The 18,382-nt window shown below is 60.5% G+C and carries 15 protein-coding genes; 6 read left to right on the top strand and 9 right to left on the bottom strand.

Annotated features, from left to right (window positions below):
- Positions 1-3: 3 nt before the first annotated feature.
- The 6 genes from QN413_RS11315 (at position 4) to QN413_RS11290 (ending at position 7,291) form a co-directional block, all read left to right on the top strand.
- Positions 4-774, top strand: coding sequence for a uroporphyrinogen-III synthase (locus tag QN413_RS11315; RefSeq protein ID WP_323496701.1), 771 nt, complete (start codon positions 4-6; stop codon positions 772-774).
- Positions 771-1,874, top strand: a complete 1,104-nt coding sequence (locus QN413_RS11310) for a uroporphyrinogen-III C-methyltransferase (protein ID WP_323496700.1) — start codon at positions 771-773, stop codon at positions 1,872-1,874. The genes QN413_RS11315 and QN413_RS11310 overlap by 4 nt, the downstream gene beginning before the upstream one ends.
- 7 nt (positions 1,875-1,881) lie before the next feature.
- On the top strand, positions 1,882-3,165 hold the full coding sequence (locus QN413_RS11305; RefSeq protein ID WP_323496699.1) for a heme biosynthesis protein HemY: 1,284 nt from the start codon (positions 1,882-1,884) through the stop codon (positions 3,163-3,165).
- A 337-nt stretch (positions 3,166-3,502) separates the two neighbouring features.
- The gene (locus QN413_RS11300; protein ID WP_261802438.1) at positions 3,503-4,561 is read left to right on the top strand and encodes a polysaccharide biosynthesis/export family protein; all 1,059 of its coding nucleotides are present in this window, start codon (positions 3,503-3,505) and stop codon (positions 4,559-4,561) included.
- A gap of 28 nt (positions 4,562-4,589) precedes the next feature.
- On the top strand, positions 4,590-5,030 hold the full coding sequence (locus QN413_RS11295; RefSeq protein ID WP_323496698.1) for a low molecular weight protein-tyrosine-phosphatase: 441 nt from the start codon (positions 4,590-4,592) through the stop codon (positions 5,028-5,030).
- Complete coding sequence (locus QN413_RS11290) at positions 5,027-7,291, top strand: polysaccharide biosynthesis tyrosine autokinase (protein WP_323496697.1); 2,265 nt, start codon at positions 5,027-5,029, stop codon at positions 7,289-7,291. The genes QN413_RS11295 and QN413_RS11290 overlap by 4 nt, the downstream gene beginning before the upstream one ends.
- An 88-nt stretch (positions 7,292-7,379) precedes the next feature.
- On the opposite strand, the gene QN413_RS11285 is transcribed toward QN413_RS11290, so the two are convergent.
- From QN413_RS11285 to QN413_RS11245, 9 genes are read right to left on the bottom strand one after another with little or no spacing between them, the layout of a single operon-like run.
- Positions 7,380-8,603, bottom strand: a complete 1,224-nt coding sequence (locus QN413_RS11285) for a glycosyltransferase WbuB (protein WP_323496696.1) — start codon at positions 8,601-8,603, stop codon at positions 7,380-7,382.
- Complete coding sequence (locus tag QN413_RS11280) at positions 8,600-9,550, bottom strand: glycosyltransferase family 2 protein (protein WP_323496695.1); 951 nt, start codon at positions 9,548-9,550, stop codon at positions 8,600-8,602. The genes QN413_RS11285 and QN413_RS11280 overlap by 4 nt, the downstream gene beginning before the upstream one ends.
- Position 9,551: 1 nt before the next feature.
- A complete protein-coding gene (locus QN413_RS11275; protein WP_323496694.1) occupies positions 9,552-10,775 on the bottom strand; it encodes a glycosyltransferase in 1,224 nt (407 codons plus the stop codon).
- Complete coding sequence (locus tag QN413_RS11270) at positions 10,772-12,046, bottom strand: hypothetical protein (protein ID WP_323496693.1); 1,275 nt, start codon at positions 12,044-12,046, stop codon at positions 10,772-10,774. The genes QN413_RS11275 and QN413_RS11270 overlap by 4 nt, the downstream gene beginning before the upstream one ends.
- On the bottom strand, positions 12,043-13,554 hold the full coding sequence (locus QN413_RS11265) for an oligosaccharide flippase family protein (protein WP_323496692.1): 1,512 nt from the start codon (positions 13,552-13,554) through the stop codon (positions 12,043-12,045). Before QN413_RS11265 ends, QN413_RS11270 begins: the two co-directional genes overlap by 4 nt.
- 10 nt (positions 13,555-13,564) lie before the next feature.
- Positions 13,565-14,689, bottom strand: coding sequence for a GDP-mannose 4,6-dehydratase (gene gmd / locus QN413_RS11260; protein WP_323496691.1), 1,125 nt, complete (start codon positions 14,687-14,689; stop codon positions 13,565-13,567).
- Positions 14,686-15,672 (bottom strand): GDP-L-fucose synthase, encoded by a 987-nt coding sequence (fcl, locus tag QN413_RS11255; RefSeq protein WP_187052742.1) that lies wholly within the window; start codon positions 15,670-15,672, stop codon positions 14,686-14,688. The genes gmd and fcl overlap by 4 nt, the downstream gene beginning before the upstream one ends.
- Positions 15,673-15,692: 20 nt before the next feature.
- Positions 15,693-17,135: a mannose-1-phosphate guanylyltransferase/mannose-6-phosphate isomerase gene (locus tag QN413_RS11250; protein WP_323496690.1), complete on the bottom strand. Its 1,443-nt coding sequence runs from the start codon at positions 17,133-17,135 to the stop codon at positions 15,693-15,695.
- Positions 17,132-17,854, bottom strand: coding sequence for a sugar transferase (locus tag QN413_RS11245; RefSeq protein ID WP_187052740.1), 723 nt, complete (start codon positions 17,852-17,854; stop codon positions 17,132-17,134). The genes QN413_RS11250 and QN413_RS11245 overlap by 4 nt, the downstream gene beginning before the upstream one ends.
- Positions 17,855-18,382 lie beyond the last annotated feature (528 nt).

Raw genomic sequence — 18,382 nt, 5'->3', positions numbered from 1 at the left:
GCCATGAGTGCGACGCGCGTCATCGTCACGCGGCCGGCGCGGGAAGCCACTCGATGGGTCGATGACCTGCGCAACGCGGGGCTCGATGCCGTGGCGTTGCCGCTGATAGACATCGCGCCGGTGGCCGACTTCGAGCCCTTGCGCGCAGCATGGGCGCGGGCCGCGGGCTACGCCGCGGTGATGTTCGTCAGTGCCAACGCGGTGGAAGAGTTCTTCCGTCTGCGACCGGGCGAGGTGCCGGTGACGCTGCGCTGCTGGGCGACCGGCCCCGGCACCGCACGCGCGCTGCGTAACGCAGGGGTAGCGTCAGGTGCCATCGATGCGCCGGATGCGGCCACCAGCAATTTTGATTCTGAAGCGCTTTGGGCTCTGGTGCGCCCACAGGTAACGCCGGGCGCGCGCTTGCTGATCGTTCGCGGCGGCGATGCGGCCGGTAATGCCGCAGGACGCGATTGGTTGGCGCACGAGATCGAAATGGCGCAGGCGTCTTACGACACCGTGGTGGCCTACCGTCGCTTGCCACCAGCATTCGACAGCGCTGCGCTGGCCATCGCTGCCGACGGCGCGGAGGGCGGCGCGATCTGGCTCTTCAGCAGCTCGGAAGCGATCGGCAATCTGCGACGCGCGTTGCCGAATACTTTATGGGGCAAGGCGCTTGCGGTCGCGACGCACGCGCGCATCGCTGAGGCGGCGAGGGCAACGGGTTTTGGCACGGTCGTGCTCTCTCAACCGCTCAAAGAAGCGCTGGTCGCCTCGATAGAATCGTTGGCATGAGCGCTGCCCTCCCGTCGGACGATCTTTCGCCAGAGCCGATAGCGCCTATCGCCCAACCTGCATCTGCGCCGGCAACGGTTCGTGCCCCGCTCGGTGTCTCACCTTCTATCGCGGCTGCGATGCTGTCCCGCATCGTCGTTGGCTTGCTCGCCATCGTGGCGCTTCTCGCGCTCGTGCTCTGTATCGTGCTGTGGCAAAAAGTCAGCGGCATGCAGGAGCAACTGGCGCGTCAAAGCGCCGATGCCTTGATGCAAGCGGCCGAAGCGCGCGCGCTGGCCCGGCAAGCGCAAGAGACGGTGCGCGACACGGCCGCTCGCCTCGCGCTCACAGAAACGCGTGTCGGCGAAGTTGCTCTGCAGCGCTCGCAACTCGAAGACCTGATGCAGAGCCTGTCGCGCTCGCGCGACGAGAACCTGGTCGTCGACATCGAATCCGCCGTGCGGCTGGCACTGCAGCAGGCGGAAGTCACGGGCAATACCGAGCCTTTGCTCGCCGCGTTGAAGGCCGGCGATCTGCGCATCACGCGCGCTGCGCAACCGCGGCTCGCGCCGTTGCAACGCGCGATGCAGCGCGATGCCGACCGCATTCGCAGCACTGCGAGTACCGACAGCGGCGAGGCCCTGCGCAAGCTCGACGACCTGACGCGCGGCGTCGACGATCTGCCGACGGTCAACGCGGTCGCGATGCGTGGGGCGGGCGCCAATCCATGGGAGGCCGAACCTGTGCCGACGGACGCGCCCTGGTGGCAACGCGCGCTGCTGATCGCGCGAAGCGAGGCGCGGTCGTTGCTGCGCGTCGGGCGCATCGAGCGACCGGAGTCCGTGCTGCTCGCACCCGACCAGACCTTTTTCTTGCGCGAAAACCTGAAGCTCAAGTTGCTCAATGTCAGGTTGGCGTTGATGTCGCGCCAGGTCGACAACGCCCGCACCGAGCTGGGCACGGTATCGGCCACGCTGAACCGGTACTTCGACCCCGCGTCGCGCCGTACGCAGGCCGCGGCAACGCTGGTGCAGCAGCTGCAGGCGCAGGTCAAGTCGACCGAGCCGCCGCGCATCGACGACACGCTGGCGGCCATCGCGACCGCCGCAGCAGGACGCTGAACTGCCGATGCGTGCTGCTCTTTGGCTTCTGGCGCTTTTCGGCATTGCGGCGGCCGTGGCGCTGTTCGCGGGCAACAACCAGGGCACGATCACCGTCTTCTGGCCGCCATGGCGAGTCGACCTGTCGCTGAACCTTGTGCTGCTGCTTCTGGTGGCCGCCTTCATGCTGCTGCACCTCGCGTTGCGCGGCCTGTCGGCTTTGTTCTCGTTGCCGGTGCAGGCGCGGCAATGGCGGATGCAGCAAAAAGAGCGAGCCCTTTATGGCGCCCTGCTCGACGCTCTGGCGCAGTTGATTGCCGGTCGGTTCTCGCGCGCCCGCAAGGCGGCGCAAGCAGCATTGATGCAGGAAAAGACACTTGCCGCGCTCGACGCCCGGCTACCTCAGGCGCAGCAAGTGAGGGTGCTGTCGCATCTTCTGGCGGCAGAGAGCGCCCAAGCCCTGCAAGACCGGCCCGCCCGCGACGCACATTTGCAGCAGGCGTTGAACGAAAGTGTCGATCGCAATGCGTTGCCGGCACCCGAGACGCGCGAAGGTGTCCAGTTGCGCGCCGCGCGGTGGGCACTTGAAGACCGCGACGCGCCGGCGGCGCTGGCGCGGCTCGAGGAGTTGCCCCAAGGCGCGCAGCGGCGCACCCTGGCGCTGCGCTTGCGGCTCAAGGCGGCGCGCCTCGACCGGCGCACGCTCGAGGCTCTCGAGACAGCGCGGCTATTGGCCAAGCACCGGGCGTTTTCAAATGCAGCGGCGGAGAGCATCGTGCGCGGCCTGGCGACCGAGTTGCTCTCCAGTGCGCACGATCCGGCGCAGCTCATTAGCGCCTGGGGGCAACTGGAGCCCTCCGAGCGAGAAATGCCCGAGGTTGCGATCCATGGTGCTCAGCGCATGGCGCTGTTGCGCGGCGACCTCGCCATTGCCCGAGGCTGGTTGTTGCCGGCCTGGACCCGAATGGTCGAACAGCCGCAGAGCGTGGGCGACAGTCTGCGCGTGAAGCTGGCTCGCGCTCTGGAAGCGGGGCTGGACTCTGTTGACGCGGAATGGCTCGCGCGCATCGAATTGGCGCAGCGCAACAACCCGCGCGACCCGAACCTGCAGTACCTCGCGGGCATGGCCTGCATGAAGCGGCAGCTTTGGGGCAAGGCCCAACAATTGCTGACGCAAGCCGGCAATGGCCTGCAGGACGCAGGCCTTTACAGGCGCTCCTGGCAGGCACTCGCAACCCTCGCTGAGGCGCGTGACGACACCGATCAGGCAACCGTGGCGTGGAAACGCGCTGCGCAGACAGAAACGCCCTGATCGCACCAGACTTTTTCAGAGCGCGTTGCTATTTATTCGATAGCTAGAAAACGTGACTGGAAAAGGGCAAAAGCGAGATTTTGTGGATTTTTGCAATTAGTGCAAAAGTTCACGTTTCTCCATCAAACGATGTACACCCCGAAACAACTTGAGGTTTTGGCGTTACGTGATGTACAGTCGTAACTGTTTGCAAAAGTATTCATTTTTACTGCGATTTCGGGGGTCCGGATTGAAACGAATTTACACATCTGTCGCGTTGGCGGCGTCTGGCCTGGTACTCCTTACGGTGTCGGGTTGCGCCGCGATTGGACCTGGCTATGAATCGACCAGCAGCGCCGTGCGTGAGGTCAAAGACAATGCAGCCAAGGCCAATGCGGCAAGTGGTGGAGTGGTCAATCCTGATCTGCCACCCGAAGGCTCTGTCTCGGAGATCAATCCTGAGCTTCTGCGTACGCTGACTTCATCGCGCCGTACAACGCTTCCTCAGGACGTCGCAAAACTGCTCGGCGAACCCGAGGTCTACCGCCTCGGTCCCGGCGATGTCGTTGGCATCACCGTTTTCGACCATCCAGAAATCATTTCGAGTGCGATTCCTGCAACGACCGTGGCTGACCCCGCCAGCGTCTCGCCGGCACCGGGTTTTATCGTGTCCAACACCGGGCAACTGAGCTTTCCGTACGCCGGCACCCTCAAGGTGGCGGGGATGACGGTGCAGGAACTCGAAGACGTTGTCACCAAACGACTGCAGCGCGTGTTCAAGGAGCCGCAAGTCAACGTTCGCGTTCAAGCGTTTCGTAGCAAGCGCGCCTATGTCGAAGGCGAAGTGCGTGTTCCGGGCCTGCAAGTTTTTACCGACATTCCGATGACTTTGCCTGAAGCCATCAGCCGTGCTGGTGGCATTACGCCGACAGGAGACCGGTCTTTCGTGACACTGACCCGCGATGGTGTAACAACGTCGATCGACTTGATGGGTATGGCTGAGGTGGGTGTTGACCCCACGCGAATTCCGCTGCGCAGCGGCGACATGGTGACCGTGCGCAACCGTGAAGACAGCAAGATTTCCGTGATGGGCGAGGTGTTGCGCCCAGCCGCCGTGCTGATGCGAAATGGTCGTTTGAGCCTGAACGACGCACTGAGCGAAGTCGGAGGCGTCGACTTGGGTACGGCCAATCCGCGTCAGATCTACGTGGTCCGCAACCTTCCAAAAGGCGGACAGGCGATCTTCCATCTCGATGCACGCAACGCATTGGCGTTGGCGATGGCCGATGGCTTCGCCTTGCAACCCAAGGACGTCGTCTTTGTCGACCCGGTCGAGTTGGTGCGCTGGAGTCGCATCGTCAATTTGATCCTGCCGTCGGCGCAGGGCGCGAATCTGGTTCGCGGAACCTACAAGTAACAGGTTCAGGTCGCGCAACAACAACCCCATGTGGAACATCCTCATCGTGTGCACCGGAAACATCTGTCGCAGTCCCATGGCCGAAGGCCTGATGGCTGCTGCCTTGCCCGGGCGCGACGTGAGTTCGGCCGGCCTGGGTGCGTTGGTCGGCTATCCGGCGGACCCGGTAGCTAAAGAGTTGATGCGCGAGAAGGGCATCGACATCGACGCGCACAGGGCGCGCCAAATCAGCCTCGACATGTGCCAGCGTGCCGACGTGATTCTTGTCATGGAGCGCAACCAGCGGCGTGCCATGCACGAGCGCTATCCGTTCACCAACGGAAAAGTTTTTCAGATGGCCGGACAGAACGGGCAGGACGTGCCTGATCCGTACCGCCGACCACGCGAAGTGTTTCAAGCATCTCTCGCGCAAATAGAAGCCGGTGCCCGGCATTGGGTCCAACGCATTACAAAAGCATCCAGCCGATGAACTCCACACTCACCTCCCATTCGACGCTGACTCCGTCCAGCACCTCCAGCCGTGGCGATGACGACGACGTCGATCTTGGTCACTACCTGGACATTCTGCTTGCCAACAAGTGGCTGGTGGCAGCCATCACTGCGGTGGTGCTTGCCATCGGCGTCGCGTACGCCTTGTTGAGTCAGCCTATCTACGAGTCGAACCTGCTGATCCAGGTCGAAGAAGAGAACAACAACGCCAACAAGAGCTTCCTGGGCGAGGCCAATGCGCAGTTCGACGTGAAAACTCCGGCCAGCGCCGAGATCGAAATCTTGCGCTCACGAATGATCGTCGGCCAGGCGGTGGAGGCGACCAAGCTGTATGTCGACGCCTATCCGCGCTATGCGCCGCTGATTGGTGGATGGCTGTCGCGTCACGCGACGCAACTTTCTAACCCGGGCTTCCTCGGTTTTGGCGGCTACGTGTCGGGAACCGAAAAGATCGTTGTCTCACGCTTCGAGGTGCCGCCTTCTCTGGAGCCAAGCGAGTTCATCCTGACGGCCAAGGGCGACGGCGCCTACACGCTGGAACACAAGGGCTGGAGCGAAGTGCTGACCGGCAAGGTCGGAGCACTGCTGAAGGCCGACACGCCACAAGGCCCGATCGAGTTCACCGTCGCGGAGTTGCTGGGCAAAGCCGGCGCGCAGTTCCGCGTGATTCGTTTGTCTAAGCAAGCCACCATCGAGACATTACAGTCTCGACTGGTGCTGGCCGAAAAGGGCAAGCAAACGAGCGTGATCAGCGCGACGCTGCAAGATCCTGATCCCATCAAGGTCACGCAAATCCTGAACGCGATCGGCAGCCAGTACGTTCGCCAGAATATCGAGCGCAAAGCGGCCGAAGCGCAAAAGACGCTGGCATTCCTGGATGTTCAACTGCCGCAGTACAAGCGCCAGCTCGAGGAGTCCGAGCAGCTCTACAACAGCTATCGCAACCAGAAGGGCACCGTCGCATTCGACGAAGAAGCCAAGCTGGTGCTGGCAACCGCCGTCGACCGTCAGACCAAGCTGCTCGAGGCGCAGCAACGTCGTCGTGAACTCGAAGCGCGCTTCACGTCCAATCACCCGCTGGTCCAGACTCTCGATGCGCAGGTGGCAGCGCTCAGCCGCGACATCAACGATGTCCAGGGACGCATCAAGGCGTTGCCGGGCATTCAGCAAGATGCCGTTCGCATGCAACGCGACGTGACCGTCAACACGACGCTCTATCAATCCCTGCTCAATCAGGCGCTGCAACTGCGTTTGGTCAAAGAAGGCAAGGTCGGCAACGTGCGACTGCTCGACAGTGCGACCGTGCCGGATTCGCCAGTCAAGCCACAGCGCAGCATGATCGTGCTCATCGCTCTGGTGCTGGGCCTGTTCCTCGGCATCCTGGCTGCCTTCATCCGAAATGCATTGGTCGAGCAACGCATTCGTGACCCGCATGAATTGGAAATGAACATCGGACTGCCGGTTTTCTCGAGCATTCCTTTGAGCCCGGCACAAAAGGGCATCGCGCAACGTCGACTGACCGGTGCGACCGGCGTCAGGTTGCTCGCCATCGAGCGGCCGGACGATCTGGCGATCGAAAGCCTGCGCAGTCTCCGCACCGCCATGCAGTTCGCGATGCTCGAGTCGCCCAACAACCGGGTGATGATTACCGGCGCGACACCTGGCGTCGGCAAGAGCTTCGTCACCGCAAACTTCGCGGCGCTGATGGCCGCAGCGGGTAAACGCACGCTGCTGATCGACGCCGATCTGCGCCGTGGACACATCCATCAGTACATGGGTCTGCAGCGCCACGGCGGCCTCTCTGAACTCATCGCCGGCAGCTTGACGATTCAGCAGACTGTTCACAAGCAGGTCATTCCAAATCTCGACTTGCTGGCGACCGGGCAACTGCCGCCTAACCCGGGTGAACTGCTGCTGTCCGACTCGTTCAACACGATTCTTGAAAAGCTCTCCGAGCAATACGACCTGGTGATCATCGATACGCCGCCGGTGCTGGTGGCAGCCGATACCGCCGCAGTGGCGACGCATGCAGGCACGGTGCTGCTGGTGGCCCGTGCGCACACCTCGACAATGGGCGAGTTGAAGGAGGCCACGCGCCGGCTGGCGCTGGGCGGCAAGGCGGCCAACGGCGTTTTGCTGAATGCGATCGAACCGAGCCGGCAAGGTTATGGGGCCTACAAGTACGGACGCTACCGGTACACCAACTACAACTACGAGAGCATCCTTCCAGAGGAGCAATAAAAAAGGGCCGCAAGGCCCTTTTTCATTGTCTGGTGTCTTTGTCGATATTGCGGTGCAATCGTCGGCGTTGACCAGGTCGCCTGGTCGATCAGCTCGCCCGACAGGTGCGCAGGTCGCGATCGAACTTCGCAAGCACCGCGTCTTTGGCGATGCACGTTTCAGCGTAGTGCCGCGCCTTCACGCCCATCTCGCGTCGCAGCTCGGGCTGCCCCGCCAGCCACTCGATGCGGTCGGCCAACGCCTTGGCGTCGTCCGGTGGTACGAGCGCGCCACATTGCATGACGACCTTCCCCAGTTCGGTCTCGGCATGCGCGGTGGCGATGACCGCGCGACCGCTGCTCAACATGCCGGTGAGCTTGGAAGGCATCACGAGATCGGCAGCGTCGGCGCGTTGCGGCAACAGGTGAATGTCGGCAAGGCCCAACAGATCGCCGAGCCGCTCGAGCGGCTGCAGTTCGATGAACTTGACATTCGGAAGTCCGCTGCAGCGTTGCATCAGGTCAGCGCGCCCCGAGCCGTTGCCGCACAGCACGAACACGATACCGGGCACGGCTTTCAAATGGCTGGCTGCTTCGGACAGCACTTCCAGGCCTTGCTTGCCGCCCATGTTTCCCGAGTAGAGCGCCACTATCGCGTCGTCGGGAATGCCGAGCTCCGCGCGGTACGGGCTAGAGTGGGTCAACGGTCGAATCGCCGAAACATCGACCCAGTTCGGCAGCGAGACAAGCCGTGATGAATCGACGCCCTTGTCGCTTGCGCGCTGGAGCATCCGCTCGGAAATGGTCGACACACGATCGAAGCGACGCATCAGCCAGCGCTCACCGCCCATGACCATACGCCGCACCCACTGGCCTTTGAGAAGACCAAGGTCGAACGCGGCGTCGACTTCATAGTCCTGGATGTGCAGCCATGCTTTGGCTGAAACGAGTCGTGCGAAGGCGACGGCGGCCGGTGCGCAAAAAAGGGGGGGTTCGGCCAGCCAGACCACGTCGGGTCGCCAGCGCCATTGCGCCAGCAACGACGGAATGCTGGCCAGCGCGAAGCTGGCGAGATGAATTACGCGCGTCAGCCCGGTCGGCTTGCGTGGAACCCAAACCGGCGCACGGAACACGGTCACGCCTTGCCATATCTCACTGCTGTACCGGCCAGCGTGATAGCCGGGCCATACCGCCCATTTTGGATAATAGGGAGGTGCGGTGACAACCCGCACCTCGTGGCCCGCAGCCGCCAACCAGGCGGCCATCTCCGCTGAATACTTGCCGATGCCGGTTAATTCAGGTGCGAAGTTGATTCCATAAACCAGGATCTTCACCGAGAAGCGCCTTCAGCGGGCGGACGCGCCAGAGTGTGGCCCGTGAGGCGCGATAACTCGGCAATCATTGAATTCTTGTCGTTAAGGTGGGCGGTGGCACGCTCAAGTTCCATCACCTTCGCACCAACCAGAAACCGATACCAAAACCCTTGAAGTGCGTGATAAACCAAGCCGGAACGGCCGTCGAGAAACCCGAGCTGAAAAACATAACGCCAGATGAAATAAGCAGGGGCGCTGACCGTGAAGGGGATGCGGTTGTACACACGCTCCTTGATCCAGCGCTTGGCCGACGCCTGCGTCGATGCACTGTCTTTGCTCATGCCGTCGTCGTGCGGGAACAGGTTATGCCGCTGATTGAGGACTTCGATGGCTTCGCGCGTCGCGTACTTATTGTGCTTCTGCGTGAAGAAACTCAGGTCATTCAGGTTGTCGTCCGCAAAACTGCCATCGAATGTTTCGGTGCGGCCACCGCGAACGAGCACGTGTTCGTCCATCCAGCGATCTTCGACGCGGCCCAGACCACGACGCCATATGCGAAGCAGCACGAGCGGATAGCGGCCGCCGTGTCGCACCCAGCGGCCCATGAAGATGTGCTTTCGCTTCAGGTTGATGCCGACGACTTCTTTGGGCAGGTGTGGAAGCTTCCTCGCGATCTCGGCCGAGAGATCTGCCTCGATCACTTCGTCGGCGTCGAGCCGCATGATCCAGTCGGCGGTGATTGGCGCGTGGTCGAGCGCCCATTGAAACTGGCGCGCCTGATTGACGAACGGATGAAACAGCACAGTGGCGCCGTGCTGTCCTGCGATTTCAGTTGTGCGATCGGTTGATCCGGAATCGATGACGAACACCTCGCTCGCAATACCCGCCACGCTTTTCAGGGCGCGCTCGATGTGCTGCTCTTCGTTGTGCGTGAGCACGACCACGCACAACCCCAAAGGCGCTGTCATTTCAAACGCCTATGTCCTGCACATCCTGCGCAGGACTCTGAGCAGTCGCCGCAACCGACAGGCTGGGCGCGTACTGGCGAATCGCCTGGACCAGATTCTGTGCGACTTGCTCGATGCGAAACCGCTGCTCGAAACAGCGCCGTGCGGCTGATCTCATCGCGGCCATTTCTGCCGGCGTCGCATCGAGCCAGCGTTGCAGCAGCTGTTGAGTGCCTGGCAGCGTGTCGGTATCGACGAGGCCGGCGGCATCGTCAGCCACTTCGCGCCAGATGTTGACCTTGTCGGAGATCAGCACGGGTCGACCGCAGGCAAGTGCCTCGGCCACGGCGATCCCGAAATTCTCCTGGTGCGACGGCAGGCAAAACACTTCGCAGGCATAGAAGGCACCCCACTTGACGTCACCCGAGAGCATTCCGGCCCAAGTGATGCGATTGGCGATCCCGAGTTCCTGGGCACGCGCCTGCAAAGCGTCGACCCAGCCTTCCTGGTCAGGTCCGGCCATGACGAGATGAACATCGGGCGAACGGGCTGCTGCCTGCGCGAAGGCGTCGATCAAAAGATCGCAACCTTTCTTCTCGTGGATACGACCCAGGAAAAGCACGAGTCGCTTTTCCCGCAACGCCGGAAAGGTTTGAAGAAAGCTTTCGGTGAGGTGGCTCGATTCAGCGGGTGGCTCTGAAGTGCCGTAGGACACGACTGCCTCTTCACAGCGGTAGGGCCAGAACGATTCGCGTGCGAGCAATCTTTCTTCTTCGCACGTAAAGAGCACGGCGGCCGCGTTGTGCAAGACCCGGTACTCCGCCAGTGCCCAGTACAGCGATTTCTTCAGGTGCTTGAGTGGATAGCGTCGCTTGAACCAAGGGTCCAGCATGCCATGCGGAAAAACGAAATAAGGCGGTGCGGCATCGCCCAGCGCACCCAGCGCCCGCAGAGCACCCAGGCCGGTGTACTGCCAGAGGCCATTCACGATGACGGCGTCGTATTCGCTCGCATGCTGGCGTAGCCAAGGGGTGAGCCCAGGGGTGTAGGCATAAGTGGCGCGCGAAGGGCCGAGCGCGTGAATCTTCCCGGGAAACGCTTTGACGAACGGCTCGTCCGGCGCATCGAGCGTAAGGATTTCGCCTTCATGGCCGGCCCGCGACAAGGCGCTTTGTAGGCGGACGACACCTTCGGAAATGCCGCCGCCACGGGGATCGATCGAGGAAACGAGATGCAGGAGTTTCACGCGGCTGGCGACTGAGTGGTGGTTCTGCCCAACTGGTTGCAACACGCAAACAGCGCCGCGATAAACACCGCGACGGCCCAGCGTGCGTCGGCACCAAAGGGGGAGAAAAATAGGTTCCAGAGCAAGTTGACCAAGCCCACATGAAAGTAGAGCGGAAGGCGCGTAGCGAACTTCAAATATCGCTTTATGACGCGGAACGTGAAGGCAATCCAGAAGATGCCGCCTGCCAAGCCACTCCACACCAGGGCACCGAAAAGATACGAGTGCGCAGGAATGAGCGCAAGGTCGGTCGCGTCGTCGTTATTCAGGTTGTCGCTGATGCCCAGCTTGTACAACAGCGCCGTGTAGCGCGAGATGTAGCCGGATTTGTCTTGTGCCCACGAACCGTGGCCGACTATCGGTGCGTCGAGGTAGGCCTGGATCGAAATGAGTGATTCAGAACGCCCGGCAAGAAGCAGCCCCACGTCGGCGGAAGCCTGCTGCTTGTATTTGGCCGACACTGTCGGTTCAAGGAACGGATCCAGCACGCCGGATGAGAAAAACGCTGTCAACCCGGTGTTCAGTGCCCAAGTTACAGCGATGACGAGCGCCGCGATCTTGAGAGGCCCGAAGCGGCCGGTGAGCCAGCGCTTGAAACCGCGTGCAATGTCGGTGTGCCAGAAGACGTAAGCCGCGAAACCTGCGAGGGGGATCATGGCGAGTGACCGCGCGCTGGCAAGAATGCATGCGACAAAGAAGGCAAGCACCGCGAGGCTCATGAGCAACAGGCTTCGCGCACGGAAGAACGAAAGCCAGACCAAGCCTATGCCGAGTGTGGCGACGCCGTATCCCCATTTCCAGGGCTCGAAGATTTGCTCAGGCGTAGGCGTGAAGATCACATCGACGAAAAGCGTGAGGGCAACGCCCAGCAACAGTGATGGCATGCGCTTTGGGTAGCGATCGAAAAGGATCATCGTCGAGCCGATGGTGGCCGCGAACACGATGGGTGCCAATACACCCTTCACAGACAGGTTGCGATCGGTCTGGTTGATCAGGTCGGAGATGAACTGCCCCGCACTCCAGAACACCGCGAGGCCGATAACAAAAGCGACGTTCCTGTCGACTCTGCGCTTCAATAACAGGAATGGCAGCGCGACAAGTGCCAGCACCTCGCCGATATAAATCTCGCCGATCACATTGATCTTGACGGCCGCGATCATTCCCATAGCGATCCACATCACGCGGAGCGAAGAGAGCGAGATCGAGATGGGCGATGCGACGGCTGTACTCATTTGGCGGTCCCCGAGAAATGGTCGCGCCAGGAGCGCTCGAGTTGATGGCGGTACGGATGCCTCCAGCCGACCGCGACGTACGCGACGACGAATGCCGCAACCGCCATGCCCGTGTTCGTGAGGATGCTGAGGCCCTGGGTCTGGATCCACGCCAGCCAGGCGATGCCGGCGATCGTGACGCAGCCGATCACCACGGCGATCAGACGGTGATCGCGCGGGATCAATTGCCGCATAGGCACCTTGTATTTGCGGTTGACAAACCACAGCACCATGGCGCTCGACACCAGCAATGCAATCGATGCGCCTGCTGCGACGCCAACGGCGCCCCACAGGTAGCCGAACAACGCACCCAAGGCGGCGTTCAGCCCGGCCATAGTGAAGTGCGCCACGCTGTTCCAGCCCAGTTCGCCCGTCCCGAGGTTGTCGAAATACGCGGGTACTTCCAGATTGTTCAGGAAGTAGGTGCCGATCAGGATGGCGGCGAAGACGATGAACTGCGGTTCGACGTGGCCGATCCAGACGTCCGACACCAACGGTAAAAGCAAGAACATGCCCGCATAGACCGGCAGTGCCAGAAAGAACACCGTTTCATAGGCACGGACGTAAACGTCACGCAACTTCTCCGGCGACTTCTCCTGGAGTTCAGCGATGACAGGAACGATGACTGCGTTGGCCGAAACGAGAAGCGTCCGAACACGGATGACGAGCTGGCTAGCCATCTCGTAATACGCTGCCGAACTCAATCCACCAAACCGGCTCATCAAGAGTTTGGTGACCGGGTCGCACAGCATGACGGCGATCATCACGAACTGGAAGTTGAGGCCGTAGCCAAGCATTTCCTTGAAACGCGGCTTCGACCAGCGCCATGGGAGCAATGGGAGTTCCTTCATCAGGAAACGCAACAAAACCCAGTTGGCGATGCCGACCACAACCCATTGCGCGACTTGCACGCGAGCCAAAGCTTCCAGACCGTACTTGGGCACGAACCAGATGACGCAAACGATCAGGAAGACGTTTCCGCCAATGGAGATGATGTGCCGCAAGCCCGCGCGTTGGCAGCCGTCGATTCCTGCCTGAAACACACCGGCAATGGCCCCGACCCAAACACTCAACACAGCCCACGGCAGGATGCTGCGTGCTTCGTGAATAGAGGCTGCGGGAAGCGTCCAGTTCAGGATGTGGATGAGCAATGGATAGAGTGCCAACAGCACCACGCCCATCACCACGGCGATGGTCAACACGGTGGTCTGAACGACTTCCGAGGCACCGACCGGGTCGTCCTTGCCGCGATAACGAGCGACGAACTTGACGACGCCGCCGGTCAATCCGAAATCACTCAGTCGCGCGAACGACGTGCTGGCCAGCAGCACCGACCACAGGCCCAACTGCTCGGCACCGAGGTGCTTGAGCAGATAGCGATACAACAGGAAAAGGATAACGCCGGAGACAAGCACCTGAAGCACGGAAAGTGCGGCGTTGCTCGCAAAACGGCGTAGAGAAATCACCATGGGAATGCGCTCAATCTTCCTTGCTGACGGATATCGAGTAGCCGTGTGTCTTCAGCAAGGCATATCGTTTGGCGCGGTCGAGATCGTTTGCCACCATCTCGGCAACCATGACGTCGAGGGTGATTTGGGGCACCCATCCGAGATCCAATTTTGCCAGCGAAGGATCACCCAGCAGTGTTTCGACTTCGGCGGGACGAAAGTAACGAGCTTCGACCTGTACTAGAACCTGGCCGACCTGGACGGCAGGCGCCTTATCCCCGGTAATCTTGCGAACGATCGCTTTCTCTTCCACGCCTTTGCCGACGAAGTCGAGCGTGATGCCCAACTGTTCGGCTGCCTTTGCGATGAACTCGCGCACGCTGTATTGCACGCCGGTCGCGATGACGTAATCGCGTGCCTCCTCTTGCTGCAGCATCATCCACTGCATGCGGACGTAGTCTTGCGCATGGCCCCAGTCGCGCAGCGCATCCAGGTTGCCCATGTGTATGCACTGCTCTAGGCCTTGAGCGATGTTGGCCAGTCCGCGCGTGATCTTGCGGGTAACGAACGTTTCTCCACGGCGCGGGCTCTCGTGGTTGAAGAGTACGCCGTTGCAGGCATACATGCCGTAGGCCTCTCGGTAGTTCTTGGTGATCCAGTAAGCGTAGAGCTTGGCCACGCCGTACGGGCTGCGTGGATAGAACGGCGTACTTTCGCGCTGCGGAATCTCCTGAACGAGACCATACAGTTCGCTGGTACTCGCCTGGTAGAAGCGGGTCTTGTGCTGCAGTCCGAGAATTCGAATCGCTTCGAGCAAACGAAGCGTGCCCATCGCGTCCACATTGGCGGTGTACTCAGGCGAGTCGAAGCTCACTGCAACATGGCTTTGCGCGCCGAGGTTGTAAACCTCGTCGGGTTGGACCTGTTGGATGATGCTGGTGAGATTGCTGGTGTCCGTCAGGTCACCGTAGTGCATATGCAAACGGCGATCGTGGTTCGGTGCGTCTTCAAGCAAATGATCGATGCGCTCGGTATTGAACGAGGAAGCGCGGCGCTTGATGCCATGCACTTCATATCCCTTTTCAAGCAGCAGTTCCGCAAGGTACGAGCCGTCCTGGCCGGTGATCCCGGTGATCAGGGCTTTCTTCAAAGTCATTGGGCGTGCTCTACAGATTGCGTGGTTTCGATAAAGTCTTCGTAAGCCAGTGCGATGCCGGCTCCGAGTTCGGTACTGGCTTGCCAGCCAAGATTGTTCAGCCTGTCGACGTTCAGCAATTTGCGCGGCGCGCCGTCGGGCTTGCTCACATCCTGAACGATCTCGCCCTCATAACCGACGACCTTGGCGACCAGGCGCGCAAGGTCGGCGATCGAAAGATCTTCACCTGTGCCGACATTGATGTGGCTGTGCATGACCTCGGTGTTTGCCTTGTACGTGTGCGCGGACAGATCCATCACGTGAATGCAGGCCTTGGCCATGTCGTCGACGTACAGGAACTCGCGCTTGGCAGAGCCTGTGCCCCAGATGACGACTTGCGGCGTTTCAGCCAGTTTCGCTTCGTGGAATCGACGGATCATCGCCGGCAGCACGTGGCTGTTTTCCGGATGGTAGTTGTCGCCGGGACCATACAGGTTGGTCGGCATGACGCTTCGATAGTCGGTGCCGTATTGACGGTTGTAGCTTTCGCACAGCTTGATGCCGGCAATCTTGGCGACGGCATATGGCTCATTGGTAGGTTCGAGCGAACCCGACAGCAACGCGTTCTCTGCCATCGGCTGCGGCGCAAGTCGCGGATAGATGCAGCTCGACCCAAGAAACAAAAGTTTGTTGACGCCTGCACGCCAAGCTTCATGCACGACATTGGCTTCCACCATCAGGTTGGAATAGATGAACTCGGCAGGGTAGGTATTGTTGGCGTGGATGCCGCCGACCTTGGCCGCTGCCATGTAGACCTCGTCGACGGCCTCGCTCTTGAAGAAGGCTTTGACCTCGCTCTGGTTGGTCAGATCGAGTTGGCTGCGTGTACGCGTCACGATGTTCATGAATCCGCGAAGGTGCAGTTCGCGAACGATCGCGCTACCCACCATGCCGCGATGGCCGGCAACGTAAATTCGCTTCGATGTGTCGGATGGCAGGCTCATGAGGTGCTCCAGGCGGTCGGTTATGCGTGCTTACGCGGCACGGTGACAGGAATGACGACACCGTAGTTGTCGTCGAAGCGCACGATGTCGTCTTTGCCGAGATAGCTCCCGGACTGGATTTCGATCACTTCGAGCGGGATCTTTCCCGGATTTTCGAGTCGATAGACGCTACCAAGCGGGATAAAGATCGATTCGTTCTCGCGCAGCAGGATCGTTTCGTTGTCGCGTGTCACGCGAGCGGTGCCTTTGACGACCACCCAATGCTCGGCGCGGTGGTGATGCATGCGCAGTGAGAGCTTTGCACCGGGTTTGACACTCAGCCGCTTGACTTCGAAACGCTCGCCGTTGTCGACGCTGTCGTACGCCCCCCAGGGTCTCGCGACGCGTCTGTGTTCGGTGGCCTGAACCTGCCCATTGGAAACAAGCAGGTTCACGACATTCTTCACTTGCTCTGCGTTGCTCGCGTGGGCAACAAGCACTGCGTCCGGTGTGTCGACGATGATGAGATCGTCGGTGCCCAGCGCAACGACTGGACGGTTCGGTGCATGGATGAACGTGTTACGCGAGTCGACTGAAAAGCCGTGACCATGTACCCGGTTTCCGTCAGCATCTTCCGGATAGAGCTCTGCAACTGCGTTCCAGCTGCCCACATCGCTCCAGACCCCTGCGAACGGGACGACCGCGACGTGGTCGCACTGTTCCAGCACCGCATAGTCGATGCTCTGGCTGCGGCAACTCTCGAATGCGCTTCGGTTCATTCGCAGGAAGCTGCCATCCTGCTCAGGCGCAGCGGTGGCCAATTTGCAGGCTTCCAGGATGTCGGGCGCGTGTGCGCGCAGGGCATCTACCAGGACGTTGGCCCTAACCAGCACGATGCCCGCATTCCAAAAATTACCGCCGGCCAATACCAACTGAACGGCGTCCGCAGCCACCGGTTTTTCGATGAAGGCATCGACACGGCGCGCGATCGCCATGTCGCCGTCCAAACCGAGCGCGTCGCCTTGGCGGATGTAGCCATAGCCTGTACTTGGGAAAGTAGGCGCCACTCCGAACGTGACGATGTTGCCGGCCATCGCAGCTTCGATGCCGCTGCGCACCGTAGCGGCGAAGCCTTCCGCATCGGGGATGTGGTGGTCGGCCGGTGCAAACAACATCAACTGATCCGGCTCACACAGCAGGGCAGCGATAGCCATAGCAGCAGCTGTGTTGCGTGCGACTGGTTCGAGCAATTGGGTGCCGTGCACTGCGGCTGCATCGATCGCTTCCTGGACAAGGAAGCGATGCTCTTCTGCAGCGACGCACATCACTTCGGCGTTGAGTACACGCAGTCGTTCCAACGTCAGCTGCAACAGACTCTTGCCATTGAGCAAGGGTGCGAACTGCTTGGGAAGCGCCTTGCGCGACAAGGGCCAAAGCCGGGTCCCTGCGCCGCCACACAAGATGACCGGCTTGATTGGATTCATCGCGATCCGTCTCCCGTAATCACAGTCTTGACTGTCCGAACCAGAATCTGGACGTCGAACATTAAGGACCAGTTGTTGACATATTGCGCATCGAGTTCTACGCGCTTGGCGTAAGACAGCTTGTTGCGCCCGCTCACTTGCCACAGACCTGTGATTCCAGGGCGCATCGAGCAGTAATGTGGCCAATGCTTGCCATACAACGAACGCTGACGTTCCATGCAAGGGCGCGGGCCGACGAGGCTCATGTCACCCTTCAACACGTTCCAGAATTGCGGAATTTCGTCGAGGCTCAGTTTGCGAATGAATTGCCCCAGTGGCGTGATGCGTGGATCTTTCTCGAGCTTTTGAAACGTGTCCCATTCTGTGCGGGCCATGTCGTTGCGACTCAGGTAATCGTCGAGCACTTCTTCCGAGTTGTGCACCATGGAGCGAAACTTGTAGAAGCGGAACCGCTGGCCTCTTTCGCCAAGCCGGTTTTGCCAGAAATGCACGGGTCTTCCCATGCTGACCGCTACGCAAAGTGCCACCAGGAGGTAGAGCGGACCGAACAATGCGAAGAAAACGAGCGCGCCAAGGACATCCACAGCGCGCTTGGTGACACGCTGAGCAGTGCTAAGCCGCTTGGGCTGGACCGGGGCCGGGAAGGCTGGCGAACCGCCACCTCCTGGCGTCGGGCGCCGCACGACATTGCCATCTGCGTTCGAGTCGGTACGAAACATGAAAGTCCCCCTAAAAAGGGTTTCTGCCCACCAGCGCGGCAGTGTAACGCTTTACTACTATACGAAAGAATTCGAACACATCCGCTTGGGCTTGTGTTGTCAGCAAATGCCGTACATCTTCCGACCAACATCGGAGAGTTACCCTCTGCCCACGATGTCGCAACGGGTTGATGCGCCGCAACATTCGATGGATTTAGTGTAGTCCTTTTGTATGACAAGATGTTAATGGGGCCGGACAAAAAATGTTGCTTTGGCGCGCCGTTATGCCAATTAGTTCTCGTGGATTACCCGTATCGACTCAAAAACCTGTGAGGGAACAAATCGGGCCGAAACGACTCTCCACTGGTTGTATGGCTCGGCAGCGGGATGCAGCCGGCGTCTTTACCGGTTGTGGAGCTAAGCGAGTGCTAAGCCATTGAGCGACAGATTGCCTTTGCAGCACCAGTGCCCGACCAGCGCGGCCGGTGTTCATGGCTGGCCTCAAACAAAAAAAGGGCGGCAAGTGCCGCCCTTTCGGTGAAACGGAAA

Source organism: Variovorax sp. LG9.2, from assembly GCF_035018885.1.
Lineage (GTDB): Bacteria > Pseudomonadota > Gammaproteobacteria > Burkholderiales > Burkholderiaceae_C > Variovorax.
The sequence above is the reverse complement of the archived record's forward strand: the minus strand, read 5'-3'. Positions and strand labels throughout refer to the sequence as shown.

Coding starts and splice junctions, on each gene's coding strand:
- fcl (WP_187052742.1), bottom strand. CDS start 15,672: ATGAGCCTGCCATCCGACACATCGAAGCGAATTTACGTTGCCGGCCAT.
- QN413_RS11295 (WP_323496698.1), top strand. CDS start 4,590: ATGTGGAACATCCTCATCGTGTGCACCGGAAACATCTGTCGCAGTCCC.
- QN413_RS11310 (WP_323496700.1), top strand. CDS start 771: ATGAGCGCTGCCCTCCCGTCGGACGATCTTTCGCCAGAGCCGATAGCG.
- gmd (WP_323496691.1), bottom strand. CDS start 14,689: ATGACTTTGAAGAAAGCCCTGATCACCGGGATCACCGGCCAGGACGGC.
- QN413_RS11290 (WP_323496697.1), top strand. CDS start 5,027: ATGAACTCCACACTCACCTCCCATTCGACGCTGACTCCGTCCAGCACC.
- QN413_RS11305 (WP_323496699.1), top strand. CDS start 1,882: ATGCGTGCTGCTCTTTGGCTTCTGGCGCTTTTCGGCATTGCGGCGGCC.
- QN413_RS11265 (WP_323496692.1), bottom strand. CDS start 13,554: ATGGTGATTTCTCTACGCCGTTTTGCGAGCAACGCCGCACTTTCCGTG.
- QN413_RS11250 (WP_323496690.1), bottom strand. CDS start 17,135: ATGAATCCAATCAAGCCGGTCATCTTGTGTGGCGGCGCAGGGACCCGG.
- QN413_RS11280 (WP_323496695.1), bottom strand. CDS start 9,550: ATGACAGCGCCTTTGGGGTTGTGCGTGGTCGTGCTCACGCACAACGAA.
- QN413_RS11245 (WP_187052740.1), bottom strand. CDS start 17,854: ATGTTTCGTACCGACTCGAACGCAGATGGCAATGTCGTGCGGCGCCCG.
- QN413_RS11270 (WP_323496693.1), bottom strand. CDS start 12,046: ATGAGTACAGCCGTCGCATCGCCCATCTCGATCTCGCTCTCTTCGCTC.
- QN413_RS11315 (WP_323496701.1), top strand. CDS start 4: ATGAGTGCGACGCGCGTCATCGTCACGCGGCCGGCGCGGGAAGCCACT.